The organism is Haloparvum sedimenti, assembly GCF_001462205.1.
GTDB classification, from domain to species: Archaea; Halobacteriota; Halobacteria; order Halobacteriales; family Haloferacaceae; genus Haloparvum; species Haloparvum sedimenti.
In genome coordinates, this window is sequence record NZ_LKIR01000122.1 from 31,737 (window position 1) to 48,792 (window position 17,056).

The 17,056-nt window shown below is 69.5% G+C and carries 23 protein-coding genes and 1 pseudogene; 9 read left to right on the forward strand and 15 right to left on the reverse strand.

From position 1 onward, the window contains the following. A pseudogene (locus AN233_RS18010) lies at window positions 1-329 on the reverse strand (alanine--tRNA ligase-related protein); the annotation flags it as partial. Window positions 330-533: 204 nt separating this feature from the next. Between AN233_RS18010 and AN233_RS08910 the strand changes: the two are divergent. Next, window positions 534-1,226 carry an HD domain-containing protein gene (locus AN233_RS08910; protein WP_058366441.1) on the forward strand — a complete coding sequence of 231 codons (693 nt, stop codon included), beginning with the start codon at window positions 534-536 and terminating at the stop codon, window positions 1,224-1,226. A gap of 109 nt (window positions 1,227-1,335) precedes the next feature. Next, the gene (gene dph5, locus AN233_RS08915) at window positions 1,336-2,127 is read left to right on the forward strand and encodes a diphthine synthase (RefSeq protein ID WP_058366442.1); all 792 of its coding nucleotides are present in this window, start codon (window positions 1,336-1,338) and stop codon (window positions 2,125-2,127) included. Window positions 2,128-2,218: 91 nt separating this feature from the next. On the opposite strand, the gene AN233_RS08920 is transcribed toward dph5, so the two are convergent. Genes AN233_RS08920 through AN233_RS08930 form a run of 3 tightly spaced genes read right to left on the reverse strand, consistent with a single transcriptional unit; the run spans window position 2,219 to window position 2,882 of the window. Continuing rightward, the gene (locus AN233_RS08920) at window positions 2,219-2,470 is read right to left on the reverse strand and encodes a KEOPS complex subunit Pcc1 (RefSeq protein ID WP_058366443.1); all 252 of its coding nucleotides are present in this window, start codon (window positions 2,468-2,470) and stop codon (window positions 2,219-2,221) included. A gap of 11 nt (window positions 2,471-2,481) precedes the next feature. Beyond that, window positions 2,482-2,616 (reverse strand): DNA-directed RNA polymerase subunit P, encoded by a 135-nt coding sequence (locus AN233_RS08925; RefSeq protein ID WP_058366444.1) that lies wholly within the window; start codon window positions 2,614-2,616, stop codon window positions 2,482-2,484. After that, complete coding sequence (locus tag AN233_RS08930; RefSeq protein ID WP_058366445.1) at window positions 2,616-2,882, reverse strand: 50S ribosomal protein L37; 267 nt, start codon at window positions 2,880-2,882, stop codon at window positions 2,616-2,618. The genes AN233_RS08925 and AN233_RS08930 overlap by 1 nt, the downstream gene beginning before the upstream one ends. A 136-nt stretch (window positions 2,883-3,018) precedes the next feature. On the opposite strand from AN233_RS08930, the gene AN233_RS08935 reads away from it, so the two are divergent. Then, window positions 3,019-3,759 (forward strand): DUF2103 domain-containing protein, encoded by a 741-nt coding sequence (locus tag AN233_RS08935; RefSeq protein WP_058366446.1) that lies wholly within the window; start codon window positions 3,019-3,021, stop codon window positions 3,757-3,759. 20 nt (window positions 3,760-3,779) lie between these two features. On the opposite strand, the gene AN233_RS08940 is transcribed toward AN233_RS08935, so the two are convergent. Further along, entirely contained in the window at window positions 3,780-4,307 is a 528-nt protein-coding gene (locus tag AN233_RS08940) for a DUF4442 domain-containing protein (RefSeq protein ID WP_058366447.1), read from the reverse strand. A gap of 105 nt (window positions 4,308-4,412) precedes the next feature. Between AN233_RS08940 and AN233_RS08945 the strand changes: the two genes are divergently transcribed. Together AN233_RS08945 and ncsA are read left to right on the forward strand one after the other, a co-directional pair. Then, window positions 4,413-5,126: a hypothetical protein gene (locus AN233_RS08945; protein ID WP_058366448.1), complete on the forward strand. Its 714-nt coding sequence runs from the start codon at window positions 4,413-4,415 to the stop codon at window positions 5,124-5,126. A 75-nt stretch (window positions 5,127-5,201) separates the two neighbouring features. Beyond that, window positions 5,202-6,203, forward strand: a complete 1,002-nt coding sequence (gene ncsA, locus AN233_RS08950; protein ID WP_058366449.1) for a tRNA 2-thiolation protein NcsA — start codon at window positions 5,202-5,204, stop codon at window positions 6,201-6,203. A 92-nt stretch (window positions 6,204-6,295) separates the two neighbouring features. On the opposite strand, the gene ftsZ is transcribed toward ncsA, so the two are convergent. The 3 genes from ftsZ to AN233_RS08965 all read right to left on the reverse strand — a co-directional run bounded on the left by ftsZ (window position 6,296) and on the right by AN233_RS08965 (window position 8,581). Continuing rightward, window positions 6,296-7,504: a cell division protein FtsZ gene (gene ftsZ, locus AN233_RS08955; protein ID WP_058366450.1), complete on the reverse strand. Its 1,209-nt coding sequence runs from the start codon at window positions 7,502-7,504 to the stop codon at window positions 6,296-6,298. A 2-nt stretch (window positions 7,505-7,506) separates the two neighbouring features. Then, window positions 7,507-7,689, reverse strand: coding sequence for a ribbon-helix-helix domain-containing protein (locus tag AN233_RS08960; protein ID WP_058366451.1), 183 nt, complete (start codon window positions 7,687-7,689; stop codon window positions 7,507-7,509). A gap of 217 nt (window positions 7,690-7,906) precedes the next feature. Continuing rightward, window positions 7,907-8,581, reverse strand: a complete 675-nt coding sequence (locus tag AN233_RS08965; protein WP_058366452.1) for a double zinc ribbon domain-containing protein — start codon at window positions 8,579-8,581, stop codon at window positions 7,907-7,909. A gap of 186 nt (window positions 8,582-8,767) precedes the next feature. On the opposite strand from AN233_RS08965, the gene AN233_RS08970 reads away from it, so the two are divergent. From AN233_RS08970 to AN233_RS08980, 3 genes are all read left to right on the forward strand, one after another. Then, the gene (locus AN233_RS08970) at window positions 8,768-9,556 is read left to right on the forward strand and encodes a PAS domain S-box protein (protein WP_058366453.1); all 789 of its coding nucleotides are present in this window, start codon (window positions 8,768-8,770) and stop codon (window positions 9,554-9,556) included. A 143-nt stretch (window positions 9,557-9,699) separates the two neighbouring features. Then, the gene (locus tag AN233_RS08975) at window positions 9,700-10,314 is read left to right on the forward strand and encodes a translation initiation factor IF-2 subunit beta (protein WP_058366454.1); all 615 of its coding nucleotides are present in this window, start codon (window positions 9,700-9,702) and stop codon (window positions 10,312-10,314) included. 726 nt (window positions 10,315-11,040) lie between these two features. Beyond that, the gene (locus AN233_RS08980; RefSeq protein ID WP_058366455.1) at window positions 11,041-11,346 is read left to right on the forward strand and encodes a MazG-like family protein; all 306 of its coding nucleotides are present in this window, start codon (window positions 11,041-11,043) and stop codon (window positions 11,344-11,346) included. A 33-nt stretch (window positions 11,347-11,379) separates the two neighbouring features. On the opposite strand, the gene hisH is transcribed toward AN233_RS08980, so the two are convergent. From hisH to AN233_RS09015, 7 genes are all read right to left on the reverse strand, one after another. Beyond that, the gene (gene hisH, locus AN233_RS08985) at window positions 11,380-12,039 is read right to left on the reverse strand and encodes an imidazole glycerol phosphate synthase subunit HisH (RefSeq protein ID WP_058366456.1); all 660 of its coding nucleotides are present in this window, start codon (window positions 12,037-12,039) and stop codon (window positions 11,380-11,382) included. A gap of 108 nt (window positions 12,040-12,147) precedes the next feature. After that, window positions 12,148-13,224, reverse strand: a complete 1,077-nt coding sequence (gene phnE, locus AN233_RS08990; protein WP_080508411.1) for a phosphonate ABC transporter, permease protein PhnE — start codon at window positions 13,222-13,224, stop codon at window positions 12,148-12,150. Next, entirely contained in the window at window positions 13,221-13,994 is a 774-nt protein-coding gene (gene phnC, locus AN233_RS08995) for a phosphonate ABC transporter ATP-binding protein (protein WP_058366457.1), read from the reverse strand. Before phnC ends, phnE begins: the two co-directional genes overlap by 4 nt. A gap of 30 nt (window positions 13,995-14,024) precedes the next feature. Beyond that, window positions 14,025-15,086, reverse strand: a complete 1,062-nt coding sequence (locus AN233_RS09000) for a substrate-binding domain-containing protein (RefSeq protein WP_058366458.1) — start codon at window positions 15,084-15,086, stop codon at window positions 14,025-14,027. Window positions 15,087-15,235: 149 nt separating this feature from the next. Further along, the gene (locus AN233_RS09005; RefSeq protein ID WP_058366459.1) at window positions 15,236-15,853 is read right to left on the reverse strand and encodes a uracil-DNA glycosylase; all 618 of its coding nucleotides are present in this window, start codon (window positions 15,851-15,853) and stop codon (window positions 15,236-15,238) included. A gap of 65 nt (window positions 15,854-15,918) precedes the next feature. Next, window positions 15,919-16,473 carry an endonuclease dU gene (locus tag AN233_RS09010; RefSeq protein WP_058366460.1) on the reverse strand — a complete coding sequence of 185 codons (555 nt, stop codon included), beginning with the start codon at window positions 16,471-16,473 and terminating at the stop codon, window positions 15,919-15,921. After that, window positions 16,474-16,653 carry a DUF5786 family protein gene (locus AN233_RS09015; protein WP_058366461.1) on the reverse strand — a complete coding sequence of 60 codons (180 nt, stop codon included), beginning with the start codon at window positions 16,651-16,653 and terminating at the stop codon, window positions 16,474-16,476. It lies immediately after the preceding gene. Window positions 16,654-16,789: 136 nt separating this feature from the next. On the opposite strand from AN233_RS09015, the gene AN233_RS09020 reads away from it, so the two are divergent. Then, a partial coding sequence (locus tag AN233_RS09020; RefSeq protein ID WP_125920009.1) for an MBL fold metallo-hydrolase occupies window positions 16,790-17,056 on the forward strand: 267 nt, incomplete at its 3' end.

A 17,056-nucleotide genomic window follows, 5' to 3' on the forward strand; every position in this document is an offset into this window, starting at 1 on the left:
TGGGCGTACCGCCGGTTCCACGTCACCTCGCAATCGACCGTCGTTCCGGGTTCCGGCAGGTCCGTCCCCGCCTCGCCGCCGACGGGCGCGTCGTTGGCGACCGCGCCGTTCTCCGGGCGGAGCGTGTGGTAGACGTCGTCCGTCTTCTGTACGTCGACGACGCGCCAGCGGTCGCCGTTCGCCTCGACGACGCCGGTGTCGTTCGGCTGGCCGCCGCCCTCGGGGTAAAAGTGCGTGCGGTCGAGCACGAGCCGGTCGTCGAGGGTCCGCTCGACGGTCGCGGAGAACTCCCGGACGTAGCTGTCCGCGAGGTAGGCCTGGTCGGTCATACGCGGACGGAGTCGACCGAGCTACTTACGGGTTGTTGAGCCGGAAACGGGCGGATACGGCGGTGGAGCGCGTGCCGCCCCCAACCGCGGGGCGCCCGGAACGCGTCCGCCCAACCGTGGGTGCACTGTCGTAACGTCTAAAAGCGTTACGTACCTCCGTTCGCACAATGAACTACACGGATCGTCACGGGGGGAGGTGCCGGCGTGGGCGTCGAGATTAAGGAGTCCTCGGTGGGTGAGGACGCGTTCGAGGACATGAAGGAGTTCGTCCACGACTACCTCGCCGCCAGCGTCGAGAGCGAGGACGACGGGGGACGGATGCGGTGGTACCCCTGGCACTCCGCGGAGTACCGGTTCAACCACATCCTCAACGTGGTGGAGATCGCCACCGAGATCGCGGAGGCGGAGGGCGCCGACGTGGACGTGGTTCGCGTCGCGGCGCTGTTCCACGACGTGGCCAAGTTGGAGGCCGAACAGGACGTACACGCCGAGGCCGGCGCGCGCGTGGCCGGCGAGTACCTCCGGACGCGCGGAGACTACCCGGAATCGTTCGTCGAGGAGGTGTGTCAGGCCGTCGAGGACCACTCCTACCAGGGCGACCTCGACGCGGTCGCGCTGGAGGCGCGGTGTCTGATCGAGGCGGACATCCTCGACAAGATCGGCGCCAACGGCAGCGCGCTGATGCTGCTCCGGATGGGCTACGAGTCCCGCTCGCACATGGACGCCGCGAAGATGGTCGACCGCGTGCTCGAACGCGGCCGCGACCACGTCGACCGCATCGAGTCCGACACGGCCGAGAGCATCGCCCACCAGCGGCTCAAGCGCGCCAAGTGGTTCCGCGAGTGGCTCGTCGACGAGGTCGCGGCGATGGACCGGTCCGGCGTCACCGACGAGTAGGGCACCGTCGATCGGCCCGGCGCCGACGAGTAGGACGGCCGCCGACCGGCCCGGCGTCGCCGAGCCGCCGTTCCGGGTTCTATAAGGCCGTCCCCGGCCGAGCGGCGGTATGCTCACCTTCATCGGCCTCGGCCTCTACGACGAGCGGTCGATCACCGTCGAGGGGCAGGAGGCGCTGCGCGCGGCCGACCACGCCTACGCCGAGTTCTACACCAGCCGGCTGGTCGGCGCCGACGTCGCGGACCTGGAGGCGTACCACGGCGTCGACATCGAGGTGCGGGACCGGCCCGGCGTCGAACAGGACCCCGACGACATGCTGGCGAGGGCGGCCGCCTCGGACGTGGCGTTTCTGACCGCGGGCGACACGATGATCTCGACGACCCACGCGGACCTCCGGCTCCGCGCCGAGGAACGGGGCATCGAGACGCGCGTGATCCACGGCGTCACCGCCCAGTCGGCCGCCTCCAGCCTGACCGGGCTGCAGAACTACCGCTTCGGAAAGGCCGTGACGCTCCCGTTCCCGTACGCCCACGGCGGCGACCGCGTCCCGGAGAGCGTGATCGAGACGATCGAGGCCAACCGCGAGCGCGGCCTCCACACGGTCGTCTACCTGGACATAAAGGTCGGCATGGGCCCGCGCGGGCCGGACCCGGACCACGAGGAGTACATGACCGCCGACTACGCGGCCGAGCTGTTCGCCGAGGAGTGGAGCGACGAACTCGCCGTGGTCGTCGCGCGCGCCGGGAGCCCGGACGCCGTCGTCGCCGCGGACCGCCTCTCCGCGCTCGCGGCGCGCGACTTCGGCGACCCGCTGCACCTGCTGGTGATCCCCGGGGACCTCCACCACGTCGAGGCGGACGCGCTGGCGGGGCTCGCCGGCGCTCCCGACGACCTGCTGTGAGCCTGCGGCGCCACGTGGACGTAGCGAGGACACGCGACGGAACGTAGCGGGGAAGCGAGACGGAGAGGACGGACCGCGACGGACGGCGTCGTTATCGGTCGCTCACGTTCTCGGCGACCGCGACGAGCCGGGTCCAGCTGTTGATCCCGGCGCGGAGGGCGACGAGGTCGTGCGCCCGTACGCGGACCGCTACCGTGTCCCCGTCGCGGTCGACGCTCGCGGTCGAGCGGCCGTCGTCGATCTCGCCGACCTCCGGGCCGAGCGCGTCGGCCACGAGGCGGGCGCGCCGCTCGTCGGAGTAAGAAAAGCGCAAGAAAGCGTCGTGCTCGAACGCCGGCGACACGGGTGGACCCGTCAGTTGACGTCGACTTCTTTGACGTCGCCGCCGCGCTCCTTCAGGAGGACGCGGTGGCCACAGTACGGACAGCGGACGCCGCCGTACTCGTCGAGCGTCACGTCGCGCTTACAGCGGGAGCACTTGTAGCTCATTATTCCTCGTCGGCCAGCGCGGCGCGGATGGAGCGCCGGACGGTGCGACCGCCGGGCGTCTCGGGGCGGTAGGCGCCGCCGGTGAACTTCTCGCCCGTCTCCTCGTTGACCCAGATGCCGGTTCCCACGCGGGTGACGTCGTCGCCGTCGACCGTCGCGGACTCCATCTCCGCTTCGATGTCCTGCACGCGCTTGCGGGCGACGCGCCCGTAGCGTGCGCCGAATCGGCCCGCGCTGCCGGTGGATCGAGCCTCGTTCTCAGCCATAGTGGAGAAGAGTACCGCCAGCGTGGGTAAAAAGGCTACGAGTCCGGGCGCCCGCGAGAGGGTCTCACAGTCCCGGAGCGGAGAAACGACCACCGGGACAACGGCCTTTTAGCTTCGAGCGACCACACCCCGAACAATGAACTGTCGGCGGTGTGGCACCCCCCTCGACAAGCCCGGGGACTACTGTCTCACCTGCAACACCGCCAACAGCGACGCCGTGGTGGTCCGCTTCGACGCCGACCGCGCGGAGATCGCGATGCTCGACGACGACGAGGTCGTCGGCCGGACGACCGTCACCACGATCCCCGAGCGCGACCGCCGGGACGGGGACGAACGCGAGACGGTTCAACGGCGGAACTTCGCGGGCCGGGTCGCCGACGAGATCCGGCGCAAGCGCCCCGAGGCGGTGTACGCCGCCGGCGAGCGAGGACCGCTCCGCGAGGCGCGCGCCCAGCTCCATCACGAGTTCTACCGCATCCCCGACGAGGCCGACCCCGTCGCGTGGGTGCGCGACCGTCGCGGCGACCGCGCGCTCGAAGTCGTCGAGACGCCGCCGAAGGAGAAGATCGGCGGCACACACTCGACGCTCATCGGCGGGCGTCCCGGCCGCCGTGCCATCTCCACGGTCGCGGGACACCCGCACGTCAAGAAGATCGTCCCGGGGCCGATCGACGCGGGCGGCACCGGGTCGCGGACGGGACTGCGCGCGAAGGCCACCCGCGCGGACCGGAACGGCAACGTGCGGCTCCTGTTGCGGGACGGCTCCAGCGTGCAGGAGAACCGGATCGTCACGACCGCGATGGACCGCGACACCGGCGAGCGCGTGCGGGAGGACCTCAACGAGGCGCTGCGCGAGGCGGAGCTGCAGGACGGCTGAGCCGGCCGCCCCCGACTTCTCTACTCGTCCTGCCGCACGTACAGCGTCTTCTCGCACTCCGCGTGGACGACGCCCTCGGCGTCGACGATCGCCACCTCGTAGACGCTGTCGAGGGACTCGCCGGGGGACAGCGCCTCGCGGATGCGGTCGAGCTCCGCCCCCTCGATCTCGAACTCCGCGTACAGCGTCTCGCGGCCGGGCTTTCTGAACCTGATGTCGGCCGCCTTGTCCCACACCGTGTAGCGGTCGGTGTCGAGGTTCCGCCGCAGCAGGCTCATGTAGACGGGGTCGACCGCGCCGTAGAGGCTGCCGCCGAAGATCGCGCCGACGATGTTCCGCGTCCGCCAGTTGAACGGGACCCGGACGCGGACGTAGCGCCAGTCGCCGCCGATGTGGTCGATCCGGGCGCCCGTCCCGCGGTAGGCGGGGAACAGGTTGTACGCGTGGCGCCAGAGCCGCGTCCGGAGCGTCTCCGCGGGCGGATCCTCGCGCAGTGGGACGCGCTCCGGCCCGTCGTCGGCATCCGCGACCGCGGCGTCGTCGCTCATACCCGCACACGCGACCGCAGGCGCATACCCCTGTCGAAATCGGCGACGACGTGGGTGCGGTCGTGGCGCCCTCCTTTTACGTCGACGCGCGCCGGACGGTGCCGTATGGAGACGGAAACGCTCGGCGACCCCGCCGACCCGGACCTCGCGTGCGTGCTCGGCTGGGGGAACCGCCTCGACCACGAGAACGTCCGCTGGCTGCTGGAGACGCTCGCGGCCGACAGCCACGTCACCGCGGTACAGATCCCGATCACGGTCGCCGACTTCGAAGAGGAGTACCTCGGCCCGGTCCTCGAGGTCGTCGCCGACCTCGAGGACGACTACCGCTTCGTCGGCCACTCGACCGGCGGACTGATCGGCGCGTACCTCCGCGGGGAGGCGGCGCCCGCGACGCGGACGTACCTCAGCCCGTGGTGGGGAATGGTTCCGGAGACGGCCGGCCCCATCTTCGACCTCGTCACGCGGCTCCCGATTTCTCGACAGGTCGTTCCCACCGGAACCGCCGACCGCGAGGCGCTCGGCGCGCTGGCGACCGACCGCCAGATCCGGGAGGGCCCCGACTGCGCGGCACCAACGTTCCTCCGCGAAGCGGCCCGCGCGCAGGCCGGGCTCGCGGACGTGGACCCCGACCCGGAGGCGGTCGCCTTCTGCACCCTGACGGACCGGATCGTCGACCCGCGGCGCGTGGGCGACCGCGTCGACGCCGAGCGCACCGTCCTGTACGACGGCGGTCACGAGCTGTTCTCCTCGCCGTCGCGCGAGGCGCACGCGGAGACGCTCCGGGCGGTCGTCCGCGAGGGGCCGGCGGGACTGCCGTAGCGCCCCGGGACGGCCCCGCGGGCGACCGACCCGACCCCGAAACCCGTATCCCGACCGGTCCGCTACGGGTCGGTAATGGACTGCGACAAGTGCGGCGCGGACGCGGTCACCTTCGCGGCCTACTCCGGCGCCCACCTCTGTGAGGACCACTTCTGTCGCTCGGTCGAGAAGCGCGTGCGCCGGCGGGTCCGGGAGGACGGCCTCCTCGACCCCGAGGCGACGCCCGACGACCCCGACCGCTGGGTGATCGGGCTCTCCGGCGGGAAGGACAGCGTCGTGCTCGCGTCGATCCTCGACGACACGTTCGGCAAGGACCCACGCGTGGAGATGCTCGCGCTCACCATCCACGAGGGGATCGAGGGCTACCGCGACGAGAGCGTCGACGCCTGCGTCGAGTTGGCGGACGACCTCGACATGCGCCACGAGGTGGTGTCGTACGCCGACGAGATCGGCGTCGAGATGGACGACGTGGTCGAGAAGGACCCCGAGAACATGGCCGCCTGCGCCTACTGCGGCGTCTTCCGACGCGACTTACTGGAGACGTACGCCGACGAGTTCGGCGCCGACAAGCTCCTCACCGGGCACAACCTCGACGACGAGGCCCAGACCGCGCTGATGAACTTCCTCGAAGGGGACGTGCGCCAGATCGCCAAGCACTTCGACGCCTCGCTCGGCCCCTTCGACGAGCGCGGCGGAGCGACCGATGCCGGGGATGACGCCGCGGACGAGGACGCTCCCTTCATCCCGCGCGCGAAGCCCCTCCGCGACGTGCCCGAGAAGGAGGTCGCGCTCTACTGCCACCTCCGGGACATCCCCGCGCACATGGCTGAGTGCCCGCACGCGGACGAGGCGTACCGCGGCGAGATCCAGCGACTCCTCTACGACTTAGAGGAGAACCACCCCGGGACGCGCCACTCGATCATGGCCGGCTACGAGGAACTGGCGGCGCTCGTCGCCGACCGCTACCGCGACGACGGCGAAGGGCCGGAGCTCCGCGAGTGCGCGGAGTGCGGCTCCGTAACCAGCCGCGAAGTCTGCCGGAAGTGCCGCCTGGTCGCGGCCATCGAAGCGGTCTGAGAGCCGGATCGGGGCGTCGGAGTCGCGGCGGCGCGGTCGCTCGCGGTGTGAGGTCGAAAAAACGTGACGCGGTTCGCGGCGAACGGCCGGCGTCAGCGGATGACGTCGAGGCCGTTGTTCTTCTCGACCGGGTCCTCGCCGCCGTCGGACTCCCAGGCCGCGGCGTCGCTGCCGCCGGAGGCGTCCGCGGACGGGGTACGGGAGACGTCCGCCGCGCCGTCGTGGACCTCGCCGTCGCCCTCGATGCTGGCGCGGGACTTGTCGGCCTGTTTCTGCGTGGAGGGGCCGAGCACCTGCGCGCTCTGGACGCCCGTCATGATCGCCATGACGCGCACTTTGCCCTTGTACTCCTCCTGGATCCGGGCGCCCCAGATCACGTTGGCGCTCGCCTCGAGGCGCTCCGTGATGCTGTCGGCGATCCCCTCCGCCTCCTTCAGCGTCAGGTCGGGGCCGCCCGTGATGTGGACGAGCCCGCCCGACGCGCCGCGGTAGTCCACGTCCAGAAGCGGGTGGTTCATCGCGTCGTTGACCACTTCCTGGGTCTTGTTCTTGTCCTGGGTCTCGCCGACCAACATCACGGCGACGCCGCCCTGGTTCATGATCGTGGACATGTCGGCGTAGTCCAGGTTGATCAGGGACGGCTGGGTGATCGTCTCCGAGATCCCCTTCACCGTCTCCGCGATGATCTGGTCCATCACGGAGAACGCCTTACCGATGGGAAGGTTCGGGACGTAATCGAGGAGGCGGTTGTTGTCGAGCACGATGATCGAGTCGGCCTCGTTGCGGAGCTCCTCGAGCCCCTCCTCGGCCTTGACCGTGCGGGCGCGCTCGACGTTGAACGGCGTCGAGACCATCCCGACGACGATGGCGCCCTGCTCCTTCGCGATCTTCGAGACGACGGGCGCGGCGCCGGTGCCGGTCCCGCCGCCCATGCCGGCCGTGACGAACACGAGGTCGGCGTCGCCGAGCACTTCCTTGATGGTCCCCTGGGCCATCTCGGTGGCGCGCTCGCCCATCTTCGGGTCACCGCCGGCCCCGAGGCCGGAGGTGAGCGACTTGCCGACGAGGATCTTCGTGTCGGCCTCGATCATCTTGAGGTGCTGCTTGTCGGTGTTGATCGCGACCGTGTCGGCCCCGTCGACACCGATGTTGTACAGGCGGTTGATCGTGTTGTTGCCCGCGCCGCCGGCGCCGACGATGACGATTCGGGGGTCCCCGAAGTCGTCGTCGTCCATGTCGGCGTCCATCTCACGCTGCTCGGCCTCGGCGTTGTCGAGTGCGTCCTGAACGATGTCCTGCATCGTTACACCTTGGCCCAGCCGCGCTTTCCGCGGCGCTGGCTCTCGTGGTCCCCGTCCTGCTCGTTGAGCATCTCACGGACGGCGGAACGAATCGCTTCGCTACGATTCGGGAACTCCCCCGTCTCGACCATCTGTTCGACCTCCTCGATCTGCTGTTTCGGTATGCGTAGTGTCACACGCTCCATGCTTACATTCCCCCGGTAAGACGGCGGGCGACGAACGCCCGCGTCTTACGAAACGGAATCGCCAGACGGAGCGGACTCCCGCTCCGTGGCGACCGTCTGTAAGACGACCGTCTTACGCATATAGACGCACCGAGGCATAGCACTTAAAGATAACGGCGGTTGTAAGACACACTAGCGAAACCCGCGTATACTCACTCCACGGTGCCGCTATCCGCGTTTACCTGGTGTCGAGCACGTCCGCGGCCGGGGTCCGACGACCGCAGCCGGGACAGAAGCCCCAGTCCGTCCGCACCTCGTCACCGCACTCACAGAACATGCGGTGGGTGGTCTTCTCGCCGCAGTTGGCGCAGTACACGTCGCCCGCCTCCAGCGACTCGCCGCAGCCGCCGCAGGTCCGCTCCCCGTTCTCGCCCGGCGCGGTCGCGGAGTCGGCGGACCGGTCGGCGGCGTCCGACGCGGAGGGCCCCTCGTCCGCCGGCTCCTCCCGCTCCGCGGCCGGCCCCCGACCTGACGCCCGCCGTCCGCTCGCTGACCGCTCGGTCGTCTCGTCCGCCGCCGTCGCGCCGTCCACGGTGACGTTGACGTTGATGTCGCGGTCGCGGGGCGCGGGGCCGTACCCGCGGGCGACCGAGCCCCCGAGGCGCTCGTCGAGCGCGGCGTCGAGCCGGTCGGCGATGATTGCGTCGACACGCTCCGCGATGGCGCCCTCGAGGCCGTCCGTCGCGACGCCGCGGTCGGCGTCCGTCGTGTCGGCCGCGACCGACGAGTCCGACGACGAGGCCTCGTCGAGGTGACTGCGCAGCGCCTCGCGCATCACCTCGCTTTTGGAGGCGTCGAGCGCCTCCAGTCGCTCCACGAGGTCGTCGTCCGCGCGGAACGTGATCTTACTCATCTCGACACAGCATCCTCGCCCCGACTACATCAATCTTCCTGCGCGTCCGACGCGCGTGTGACACACCGCCTTCCCGGACCGTCGGACCGTCGCCCACCGACAACCGACCGATCCCACGCGAGCCGGTTCTCGCGGCGAGAAACCGGCCATAAGCTCTTTGCCATCAGAATTGTGAAGCTATCCGCAATGAGTATCGACCCCGAACGCGACGAGGCTCTGGAGAGTGGCCTCGACGCACTCCCTGCAGGGGAATTCCTCCGGGCAAGTCCCGACCCGGCGGTGACGGTCGGGCTCGACGGTACCGTCCACGCGGCCAATCCCGCCCTCGAGCGCATCCTCGGGTACGCCCCCGCCGCGGTCGTCGGCGAGCCGGCCGAGGTGCTGATACCGGACCGCTTCTCCGCAATCGCCCGCGAGCTTGCAGCCGAGTACGTCGAGACGGGCGAGTCACCCGTCGGAACCGCGAACTTGGAACTGCTGGCCCGGCACGCGGAGGGCCACGAGGTGCCCGTCTCCGTGACGCTCGTCGAGCACGGCCACGCGGGGGAACCGGTCGTGACCGCGGTCGCCCGCGAGATCACCGGCGCGATCGAGACGCGCGAGGAGCTGATCCGCGAGCGCGACCGCCTCTCCGCCGCGCTGGAGGCGCTCGCGAGCGACCACGACGTTCACGAGGTCTCGGTCCCGGACGTGGCGGCGTCCGCGTGGGCGACCGTCGAGACCGGATCGGAGTCGCTCGACATCGACGTGGGCGCCGTCGTCGAGACGGACGCAGACCGGCTGAAGGCGCTGCTGACGGCGCTGTTCGCCGCGACCGCACCCGAGGAGGGCGCCGTCCGCGTGGTCGGCGACGCGGACGCGGTGCGCGTCGAGGGGGCCGCGGTCGCCACGGACCTGGGCGCCGCGCCGGCGCTCGCGGTCGACCTCGGCGTCGCGTTGGACGTCGAGCCGACCGCCGTCACCGTCTCCTTCTGACCGCGCGTCCGCGCTCGCGGCCGGGCCGTTCGTGGCCCTCGGTGCCGCGTTCACGTCGCTTTCTGTGTCGCGTTCACGGACCCCAGCCGGGGCGCTCGGGGTCGACCCGGAAGCGCTTTCCGTCGCGCTCGCCTCGTCCGGTCATGGAGTACGAAGCGAGCCTCGACCGCGCCATCGACTCGCTCCCGGACCTCGGCGGGTCCGACGAGCGACTGCAGGTGCCGGACCCGCAGGCACAGAAGGACGGCGCGTTCACCCGACTCACCAACCTCTCGGCCATCGCGGACGCGCTCGGGCGCGACCCCGAGCACCTCCACTCGAACCTCCAGCGCGAGCTGGGGACGGCCGGCCAGTACGAGAACGGCGTCGCGCGCTACAACGGGACGTTCCGCCCGAGCGACTTCGACGCCGCCATCGACGCCTACGTCGCCAGCTACGTCACCTGCTCCGAGTGCGGCCTCCCCGACACGCGACTCGTCACCGAGGACCGCACGCAGATGCTTCGCTGTGAGGCCTGCGGGGCGTTCCGCCCGGTCGCGAAGCGCTCGTCGACCACGACGAAGACGACCACGCAGGAGGAGGCCATCGAGGAGGGCAACACCTACGAACTGGAGATCGTCGGCACCGGCCGCAAGGGCGACGGCGTCGCCGAGCGCGGCCAGTACACGATCTTCGTCCCCGGCGCCTCCGAGGGCGACACCGTGAAGGCGTACATCGAGAACGTCTCCGGTACGCTCGCCTTCTCGCGCCAGGTCTAACTGCGGACATTCCGTTTTGAGCGATAGCGATACTTAGTGGAGCGGAGTGTTTTTGTCTGTTTTTTGTTACTAGATGGTGTTTTTGTGACTGGTGTCGGTCCTGCTGCTCCCGACAACAACACCCAGAAAGCCCCAGTCGGCTCGACCGCGCCGGGCCTCGCTGCGCTCCTCGCTCTCCGCACAGCCCGCTGCGGTGCTTGTCTGGCAAGACGGTCCGGGCGTTCCGTTGCGTCTCTCCGCACCGCCCGACGGACGGGTCCGGGCTGCGACTTGCTGACTCTCGCTCGGCAGGCTCGCGAGAGCGTCGTCCGGGCGGGTTCGAGCCGACTGCCCCTTTCAGTCCCACCCACCGCACCGCAACCGCCCCGCACAGCAGCCTCGCACCTCCCCAGCCTCGGCGGCGGCGCGGCCGCGGAACCGCACCGCAAGGCGGCCGCGCCGCCGCCTCCACCGAAAATCGGAGATTTTCGAGCAGCCAGCGTGCAGTAGCGCGCTGGCGACCTCGCGCGGTCGCGGCGCCACAGGGGCGCCGCGGCGCGCGCCGACAGTACGGCACCGCAACCGCACCGCTCCGCGACCGCACAGCACCGCACCGCTCCGCGACCGCACAGCACCGCACCGCCGCGAGTTTCAGAAAAGTGGCATGTCTGAATCGGGCTGCGTCACTCAGTATCGGATTCAGTCAGCACCGAACATTCATCACTCCCGGCTCACACGCTCGGAGACATGGATCAGCAAGACCGCGTCGCCGCGTTTCTCGACGAGCACGACCTCGACGCGCCGCTCGCCTACCGCCTGCTCGACCTCCAGTCGGAGGTCGGGGAGCTCGCGAAGGAGGCGACGGTCTCGACCGACTACGGCGCGGAGCCGGCCGCCATCGACCTCGCCAGCGACGAGGTCGGGGACGCGCTGTTCGCGCTGCTGTCGGTCGCGGAGGCGGCGGACGTGGACGCTGACGCGGCGCTCGCGGAGTCGATGGAGAAGTACGACCGCCGCATCGCGGAGACGGGTGACGCCGGCTCGGGTGCCTGACGGGCCGCTCTCGCCGCCCCGATTCGTCGAACCCTACTGCTCCGCGCAGTACTCGACGAAGTTCCGCAGAATCTGCAGCCCCGTCTCGCCGCTCTTCTCGGGGTGGAACTGCGTGCCGAACACGTTGCCCGCCTCGTTGGCGACGACCGCGGGGAAGCGGACGCCGTAGTCGGTCGCCGCGACGACCGCGTCGTCGTCGGCCGGGTCCGCGTAGTAGGAGTGGACGAAGTAGGCGTGCTCGCCGTCGACGCCCGCGACGAGGGGGTGTTCGCGCTGGACGCGGAGCTCGTTCCAGCCCATGTGGGGCACCTTCTCGTCCACCTCGAAGCGGCGGTTGGTGCCCGGAATGAGGTCTAACCCCTCCACGTCGCCCTGCCCCTCCCGGTCGGCCTCCTCGCTGGAGGTGAGCAGCATCTGCATGCCGAGACAGATGCCGAACAGCGGGCGGCCGGCCTCGGCGTGTTCGACGAGCGCCTCGCGGTAGGGGCCGGCGTTCTCCATCCCCTCACGGAACGCGCCCACGCCGGGGAGGACGACGCCGTCCGCGGCCGCGAAGGCGTCGATGTCGTCGGTTATCTCCACGCTCGCGCCGGCGCGTTCCAGCCCGCGGGTGACGCTCCGGAGGTTGCCGAGGCCGTAGTCGACCACGACCACGTCCGCGAGCGCCTCCGCGGGAGGCTCGGGGATGCTCATACCGATACTCGGGCGAGCGGGGAAAAAGCGGTTTCCCTTCGGGCAGTCGGCGGGGCGTCGGGACTCGCCGACCAGGCGCAAGGAGGTAGAAAACGTGACCGCGGCGACCTACTTGAGCAGCGACTCGGCCATCCGCTGCGGGAAGCCGAGCAGCAGGTCGATGAACCCCTGCGTCTCATCCTCGCCGCGGAGGCGGGACCGGAGCCGCTGGGAGAACATCTCGACGGAGATGATCAACACGAGGATGACGAGGATGGTCGCCATCATGTTGGTGAACGCGAACAGCCCCTGCTGGACGTTGAGCACCTGTCCGAGTCCGCCGCCGCCGATGATCCCGAGCGAGACGGCGATCCGGACGTTGATCTCGAAGATGTACAGCGTCCACGCGATGAAGGGCGTCGTCACCTGCGAGAGCATCCCGAAGACGATGATCTGCGGCTTGTTCGCGCCCGTGGTGCGCATCGCCTCGATGGGACCGTCCTCGATCTCTTCCAGTTCGTCGGTGAACAGGCGACCGAGGTTCCCGATCGTGTCCGTGGCGATGGCCAGCGTCGCGGTCGTCGGGCCGATCCCGCCGAGCGGGACGTAGATGAGCGCCCACACCAGCGCCGGAATGGCGCGGATCGAGGACATCACGCCGCGGAAGATGAAGTTGAACGGGAACGGCGTCACGCGGCCGGAGCCGAGGATGCCGAACAGCAGCGCGAGCGGGAAGCCCATGATCGTGCCGGCAAAGCCCATCGAGAGCGTGATGCCGGCCTCACCGAACAGCGCCAGCGGACCGCCCGTGCTGGGGTCGGTCAGCGACGCCTCGGGGTTGTAGATGAGGTTGCGCTCCTGGATGAACGCCCAGTACTCCAGGAACCCGCCGGGGTTGAACGTGATCCACGGGAACCCCTCGACGCTGACGAGGAAGGGGAAGAAGTCCTGCAGCGCCTCGAGGAAGGTGCCGAAGTACTGGGGAAGGTTCGCCTGCAACAGCTCGACGGCGTACAGCGCGTTCGCGAAGAAGTAGCCGACCACGAGGATCAGGAGGGCGGCCAGCAGCGCCCGCACCTTGCGTGCGCGGACGATGCGCTCGTACTGCTCCGTGACCGCGCCGCTGACATCGCTCGCGCCGAGATCCTCGGGATCGGTCGAGTCGTCGGAGGTGCCGGCCGCGTCGGCCGCGCTCTCGCCGCTCATGCTGTCGCCTCCGATTCCGTGTCCTCGTCCGTCTCCGCGAACATGCCCTCGGTGTCGATGTCGCCGTAGATCTCGTCGATCACGTCCATCGTCACCTCGTCGCGGTAGCCGTCGAACACCTTCTCACCGTCGCGGAGCCCGATGAAGCGCTCGCCGAACTTTCGGGCGAGGTTCACCTGGTGGAGGCTGCTGACGGAGGTGAGCCCGCGCCGCTCGGCCGCGGTCCGGAGGTAGCCCATCACCTGCTGGGCGCTCCCCGGATCGAGGCTCGCGACCGGCTCGTCGGCCAGCATGATGTCCGGGTTCTGAACGAGCGCGCGGGCGATGCCGACGCGCTGCTGTTGGCCGCCGGACATCTGGCTGGCGCGCTGACGCGCCTCGTCGAGCAGGCCGACGGTCTCGAGCGCCTGCAGCGCCTGATACTTGTCCGCTTGTGACTGGAACTGGAGGATGCTCTGGAGGAACCCGTTTCGGTTGAGCGCGCCGGTCAACGCGTTGCCGTACGCGCTGAGCTGTCCGATGATGTTGTGCTGTTGGAAGATCATCGCCGTGTCGTTACGGGGCTGCGTGACCGGCGTTCCGTCGATGCGCACCTCGCCGCTGGTGATCGGCGTCAATCCGTTCATACACCGCAGCAGGGTCGACTTTCCCGATCCCGAGACGCCGAGGACGATCACGAATTCGCCCGACGGGATCTCGAAAGAGACGTCGTTCAACGCGACAGTTTCACCGTAGTGTTTGGTGAGACCGTCGACTGTAATACGACTCATGTAGGGTGTGAAAGGGGGTAATAGGGGGGTTTAGGAAAGGTCTTCGAACTCGAGACCGAGCTCGTCCATCACGTTCCCGATCATCTCGTAGTCGTCGATGTTTCCGTCCTCGACGCCGGTGAACCAGAGCGGCTCGCCGTCGTAATCGTCGCCGTGGCTGAGGTCGTCCTCGCTCACGTTGAGGATCGCCTCCTCGATCTCGGACTTGACCGGGCTATCCCAGTTGCTGCGCGTCACGAGGGGCGCACGCGGGATGGGGTCGGAAACGGCGAGGAGTTCGAGCTCGACGCCCTCCTCCTCGATCGCGTCGCCGGCACCGCTGTACTCCGCGGAGATCTCGACGAAGTCCTCGGACATCTCCTCGAACTGCTCCTGGGGAACGTAGGGTGCCGAGGAGAACGCGCCCGTACACGCGGCCGCCACGTCGTCCCGGTTGACCATCTGTTCGCGGGACGTCGTGTGGTCGGAGTAGGCGGCTTCGAAGTCCTCGGCGTCGCCGTCGGGCGCGGTGCCGACGTCGAGACCCGCGTCCTGCAGAACCGTCAGGGGGACGAGCGTGCCGGACACCGAGAGGATGTCACCGAAGTTGATCTGTTCGCCCTCCAGGTCGGTCAGTGCGCTGATACCGCTGTCGGGCGTGGTCGTGATCGTCGAGAAGTACTGTGCCGCGCCGTACGCGATGCGAATCCCGACCACGTCGACGACCCCCTCGCCCGCGATGACCGCGGACGGCGAGATGTCCGCGATCTCGCCCTGGTCGTTGCGCATCGACTGGAGCGTTGCGGTGTAGCTGGCCGCGCGCTCGGACTCGATCTCCACGTCGACCTCGGACTCGAGGTACTCGAACATCGGCTGGTACTGCCGTTCGATCTCGACGTCGGCCTCGGCCGGGTTGAGGATGAACTGCGCGGTGGGCGTGTCCGCGACCTCGCCGGTCGTCCCGCCGGATTCGGTCCCGCCACCCGAGCCGTCCTCGGTCCCGCCGGAGGACCCGTCGTCGCCGCCGGTACAGCCCGCCAGCCCAACGGCTCCGGCAACGCCAGTCGTCTTGAGGAACGTACGCCGATTCGCCGACCACCTGTTGTCGGACATGGATGTTGAGAGCGACGCACCATTTTTAGTCTTTTCTATGTTTACGGGGGAGTCGAACGTACGTCTCAATAGGTCCACCCCGGACGATCAAACGGAACGGAGTGTCCGCGTGCCGTTTATGAATCTGCTTTTTCACCGGCAGATCCGGATCAGTAGTCCCCGAGCCGTGACTGTCCGCCGGCACCGTCGGCTGCGCCGGCGAGGTCGGCCGCCTCCGCGATCGCCTCGAAGAACCCCTCGCGCTGGCTCCGGTCGTACAGCGTCGCCGCGGGGTGGACACACAGCAGGACGCGCCGCGCCGCGCCGTCGATCCGCGCCTCGACGACCGAGCCGGCCGCCGAGGTGATCGCCACGTCGCGGTCGAGCAGGTGCTCGCTCGGTACCTTCCCGAGCGGAACGATCAGTTCGGGATCGACGCGGTCGATCTCCTCGGTCAGGTAGCCTCGGCAGTTCGCCAGCTCCTCGCTCCGCGGATCGCGGTTCTCCGGCGGTCGACACCGGACGCAGTTGGTGATGCGGACGTCCGCGCGGGCCAGTCCCGCCTCGCGGAGCGCCTCGTCGAGCACGTCGCCGGAGCGGCCGACGAACGGCTCGCCCTCCTCGTCCTCCGTGGCGCCCGGCCCTTCGCCGACGAACAGCAGGTCCGCGTCTGTCGGCCCGACGCCGTTGACGATGCGGCTCCGCGAGTCGACGAGCGCGGGGCAGCGCTCGCACTCGCGCACGCAGAGGTCGTCGTCGAGGCCTCGGGCGGGGGCGTCGTCGCTCATGTTCGACTGCGCGCGGCCGAGCCTCAAAAACGGGGCCGGTTCGGGACCGCGGCCGCCGGTGGACGTCACCGCTCCGGGGCGTCGTGGTACGCCCGGGCGGCGATGCGGGCGGCCCGCACCGGTTCGGGTCGGTGCCCCTCCCGCGTCAGTTCGCGGACGACCGCGGCCGCCGTTTCGTCGTTCGTCCCGACGGCGCGGACGTACAGCGTCCGGTCGCCGACCGCGACCGCCCGCCGCGGCGGCAGCGACCGGTAGACCGCCAGTCGGTCCTCGAGCGCGTCACCGGAGAACTGTTCGCGGAGCGCCCCCGCCAGCCCCTCGCTCTCCTCGAAGGAGACCGAGAGAACCGGGCGGTCCACGGTCTCGTGAAGCGCCTCGAGGTCGATCAGGTTGAACCACGCGGGCGCGACGCCCGCACAGAGGACTCGGTGAACGTCCTCGCGGTCGAGCCTGTCGAAAAGTGCGGCGACGCTCGCGGTGGCGTCGCGGCCGCCCACGGAACACCCGCCGTAGGCGAGCCCGTCGAGGACGCCGTCGGTACGGACGACGGCGCCCGCGATGCGGCTCCGCTCGTCGGCGTCGCGGAAGGCGACCCCGAGCGAGCGGCTACCCGGTTTCACCTATTCGTCCGACTTGATGTCCGCCAGTCTGTCGAGGAGTTCGTCGTTCGAGGCGCCGTTCTCGAAGTTGATGTCTCCCTCGTGGGAGGCCTCGGACGTTCGGACGCCGTCGTCGTTCTCGAAGTCGGCGTCGAGGTCCTGGTTCTCCTGTTCGGATTCATCGTAGCTCCCAAAGCCCATACACTTGCGTATAGACGATCAGTACTGAAAAACCCCCGGGACGATGTGAACATGCCCCACGACCGCGTCGTCGCGACCGCGGCATCGCGCCCGCGGGACGCTTCCACTTTTAGGACGGCCGCGCCAAAGAGGGGACATGGAACCGAGAACCGTCACCGCGGACGCCGAGGCGTTCACCTGCAACGCGTACCTCGTCGAGGGCGAGGCGACCACGCTCGTCGACGCCGGGACGATGCCGGGCGTCGAGGCGGTTATCGCCGAGCACGTCGACGACCTCGACCGTGTCGTGTTGACCCACCAGCACGGCGACCACGTCGGGGAACTCGACGCGGTGCTCGACGCGTTCGACGCCGACCTGTACGCCTACGGCGACCATCCGCGCCGCGACGTCGCGCTCGACGAC

Coding starts and splice junctions, on each gene's coding strand:
- dph5 (WP_058366442.1), top strand. CDS start 1,336: ATGCTCACCTTCATCGGCCTCGGCCTCTACGACGAGCGGTCGATCACC.
- AN233_RS08925 (WP_058366444.1), bottom strand. CDS start 2,616: ATGAGCTACAAGTGCTCCCGCTGTAAGCGCGACGTGACGCTCGACGAG.
- AN233_RS08930 (WP_058366445.1), bottom strand. CDS start 2,882: ATGGCTGAGAACGAGGCTCGATCCACCGGCAGCGCGGGCCGATTCGGC.
- AN233_RS08935 (WP_058366446.1), top strand. CDS start 3,019: ATGAACTGTCGGCGGTGTGGCACCCCCCTCGACAAGCCCGGGGACTAC.
- AN233_RS08940 (WP_058366447.1), bottom strand. CDS start 4,307: ATGAGCGACGACGCCGCGGTCGCGGATGCCGACGACGGGCCGGAGCGC.
- AN233_RS08945 (WP_058366448.1), top strand. CDS start 4,413: ATGGAGACGGAAACGCTCGGCGACCCCGCCGACCCGGACCTCGCGTGC.
- ncsA (WP_058366449.1), top strand. CDS start 5,202: ATGGACTGCGACAAGTGCGGCGCGGACGCGGTCACCTTCGCGGCCTAC.
- ftsZ (WP_058366450.1), bottom strand. CDS start 7,504: ATGCAGGACATCGTTCAGGACGCACTCGACAACGCCGAGGCCGAGCAG.
- AN233_RS08960 (WP_058366451.1), bottom strand. CDS start 7,689: ATGGAGCGTGTGACACTACGCATACCGAAACAGCAGATCGAGGAGGTC.
- AN233_RS08965 (WP_058366452.1), bottom strand. CDS start 8,581: ATGAGTAAGATCACGTTCCGCGCGGACGACGACCTCGTGGAGCGACTG.
- AN233_RS08970 (WP_058366453.1), top strand. CDS start 8,768: ATGAGTATCGACCCCGAACGCGACGAGGCTCTGGAGAGTGGCCTCGAC.
- AN233_RS08975 (WP_058366454.1), top strand. CDS start 9,700: ATGGAGTACGAAGCGAGCCTCGACCGCGCCATCGACTCGCTCCCGGAC.
- AN233_RS08980 (WP_058366455.1), top strand. CDS start 11,041: ATGGATCAGCAAGACCGCGTCGCCGCGTTTCTCGACGAGCACGACCTC.
- hisH (WP_058366456.1), bottom strand. CDS start 12,039: ATGAGCATCCCCGAGCCTCCCGCGGAGGCGCTCGCGGACGTGGTCGTG.
- phnE (WP_080508411.1), bottom strand. CDS start 13,224: ATGAGCGGCGAGAGCGCGGCCGACGCGGCCGGCACCTCCGACGACTCG.
- phnC (WP_058366457.1), bottom strand. CDS start 13,994: ATGAGTCGTATTACAGTCGACGGTCTCACCAAACACTACGGTGAAACT.
- AN233_RS09000 (WP_058366458.1), bottom strand. CDS start 15,086: ATGTCCGACAACAGGTGGTCGGCGAATCGGCGTACGTTCCTCAAGACG.
- AN233_RS09005 (WP_058366459.1), bottom strand. CDS start 15,853: ATGAGCGACGACGCCCCCGCCCGAGGCCTCGACGACGACCTCTGCGTG.
- AN233_RS09015 (WP_058366461.1), bottom strand. CDS start 16,653: ATGGGCTTTGGGAGCTACGATGAATCCGAACAGGAGAACCAGGACCTC.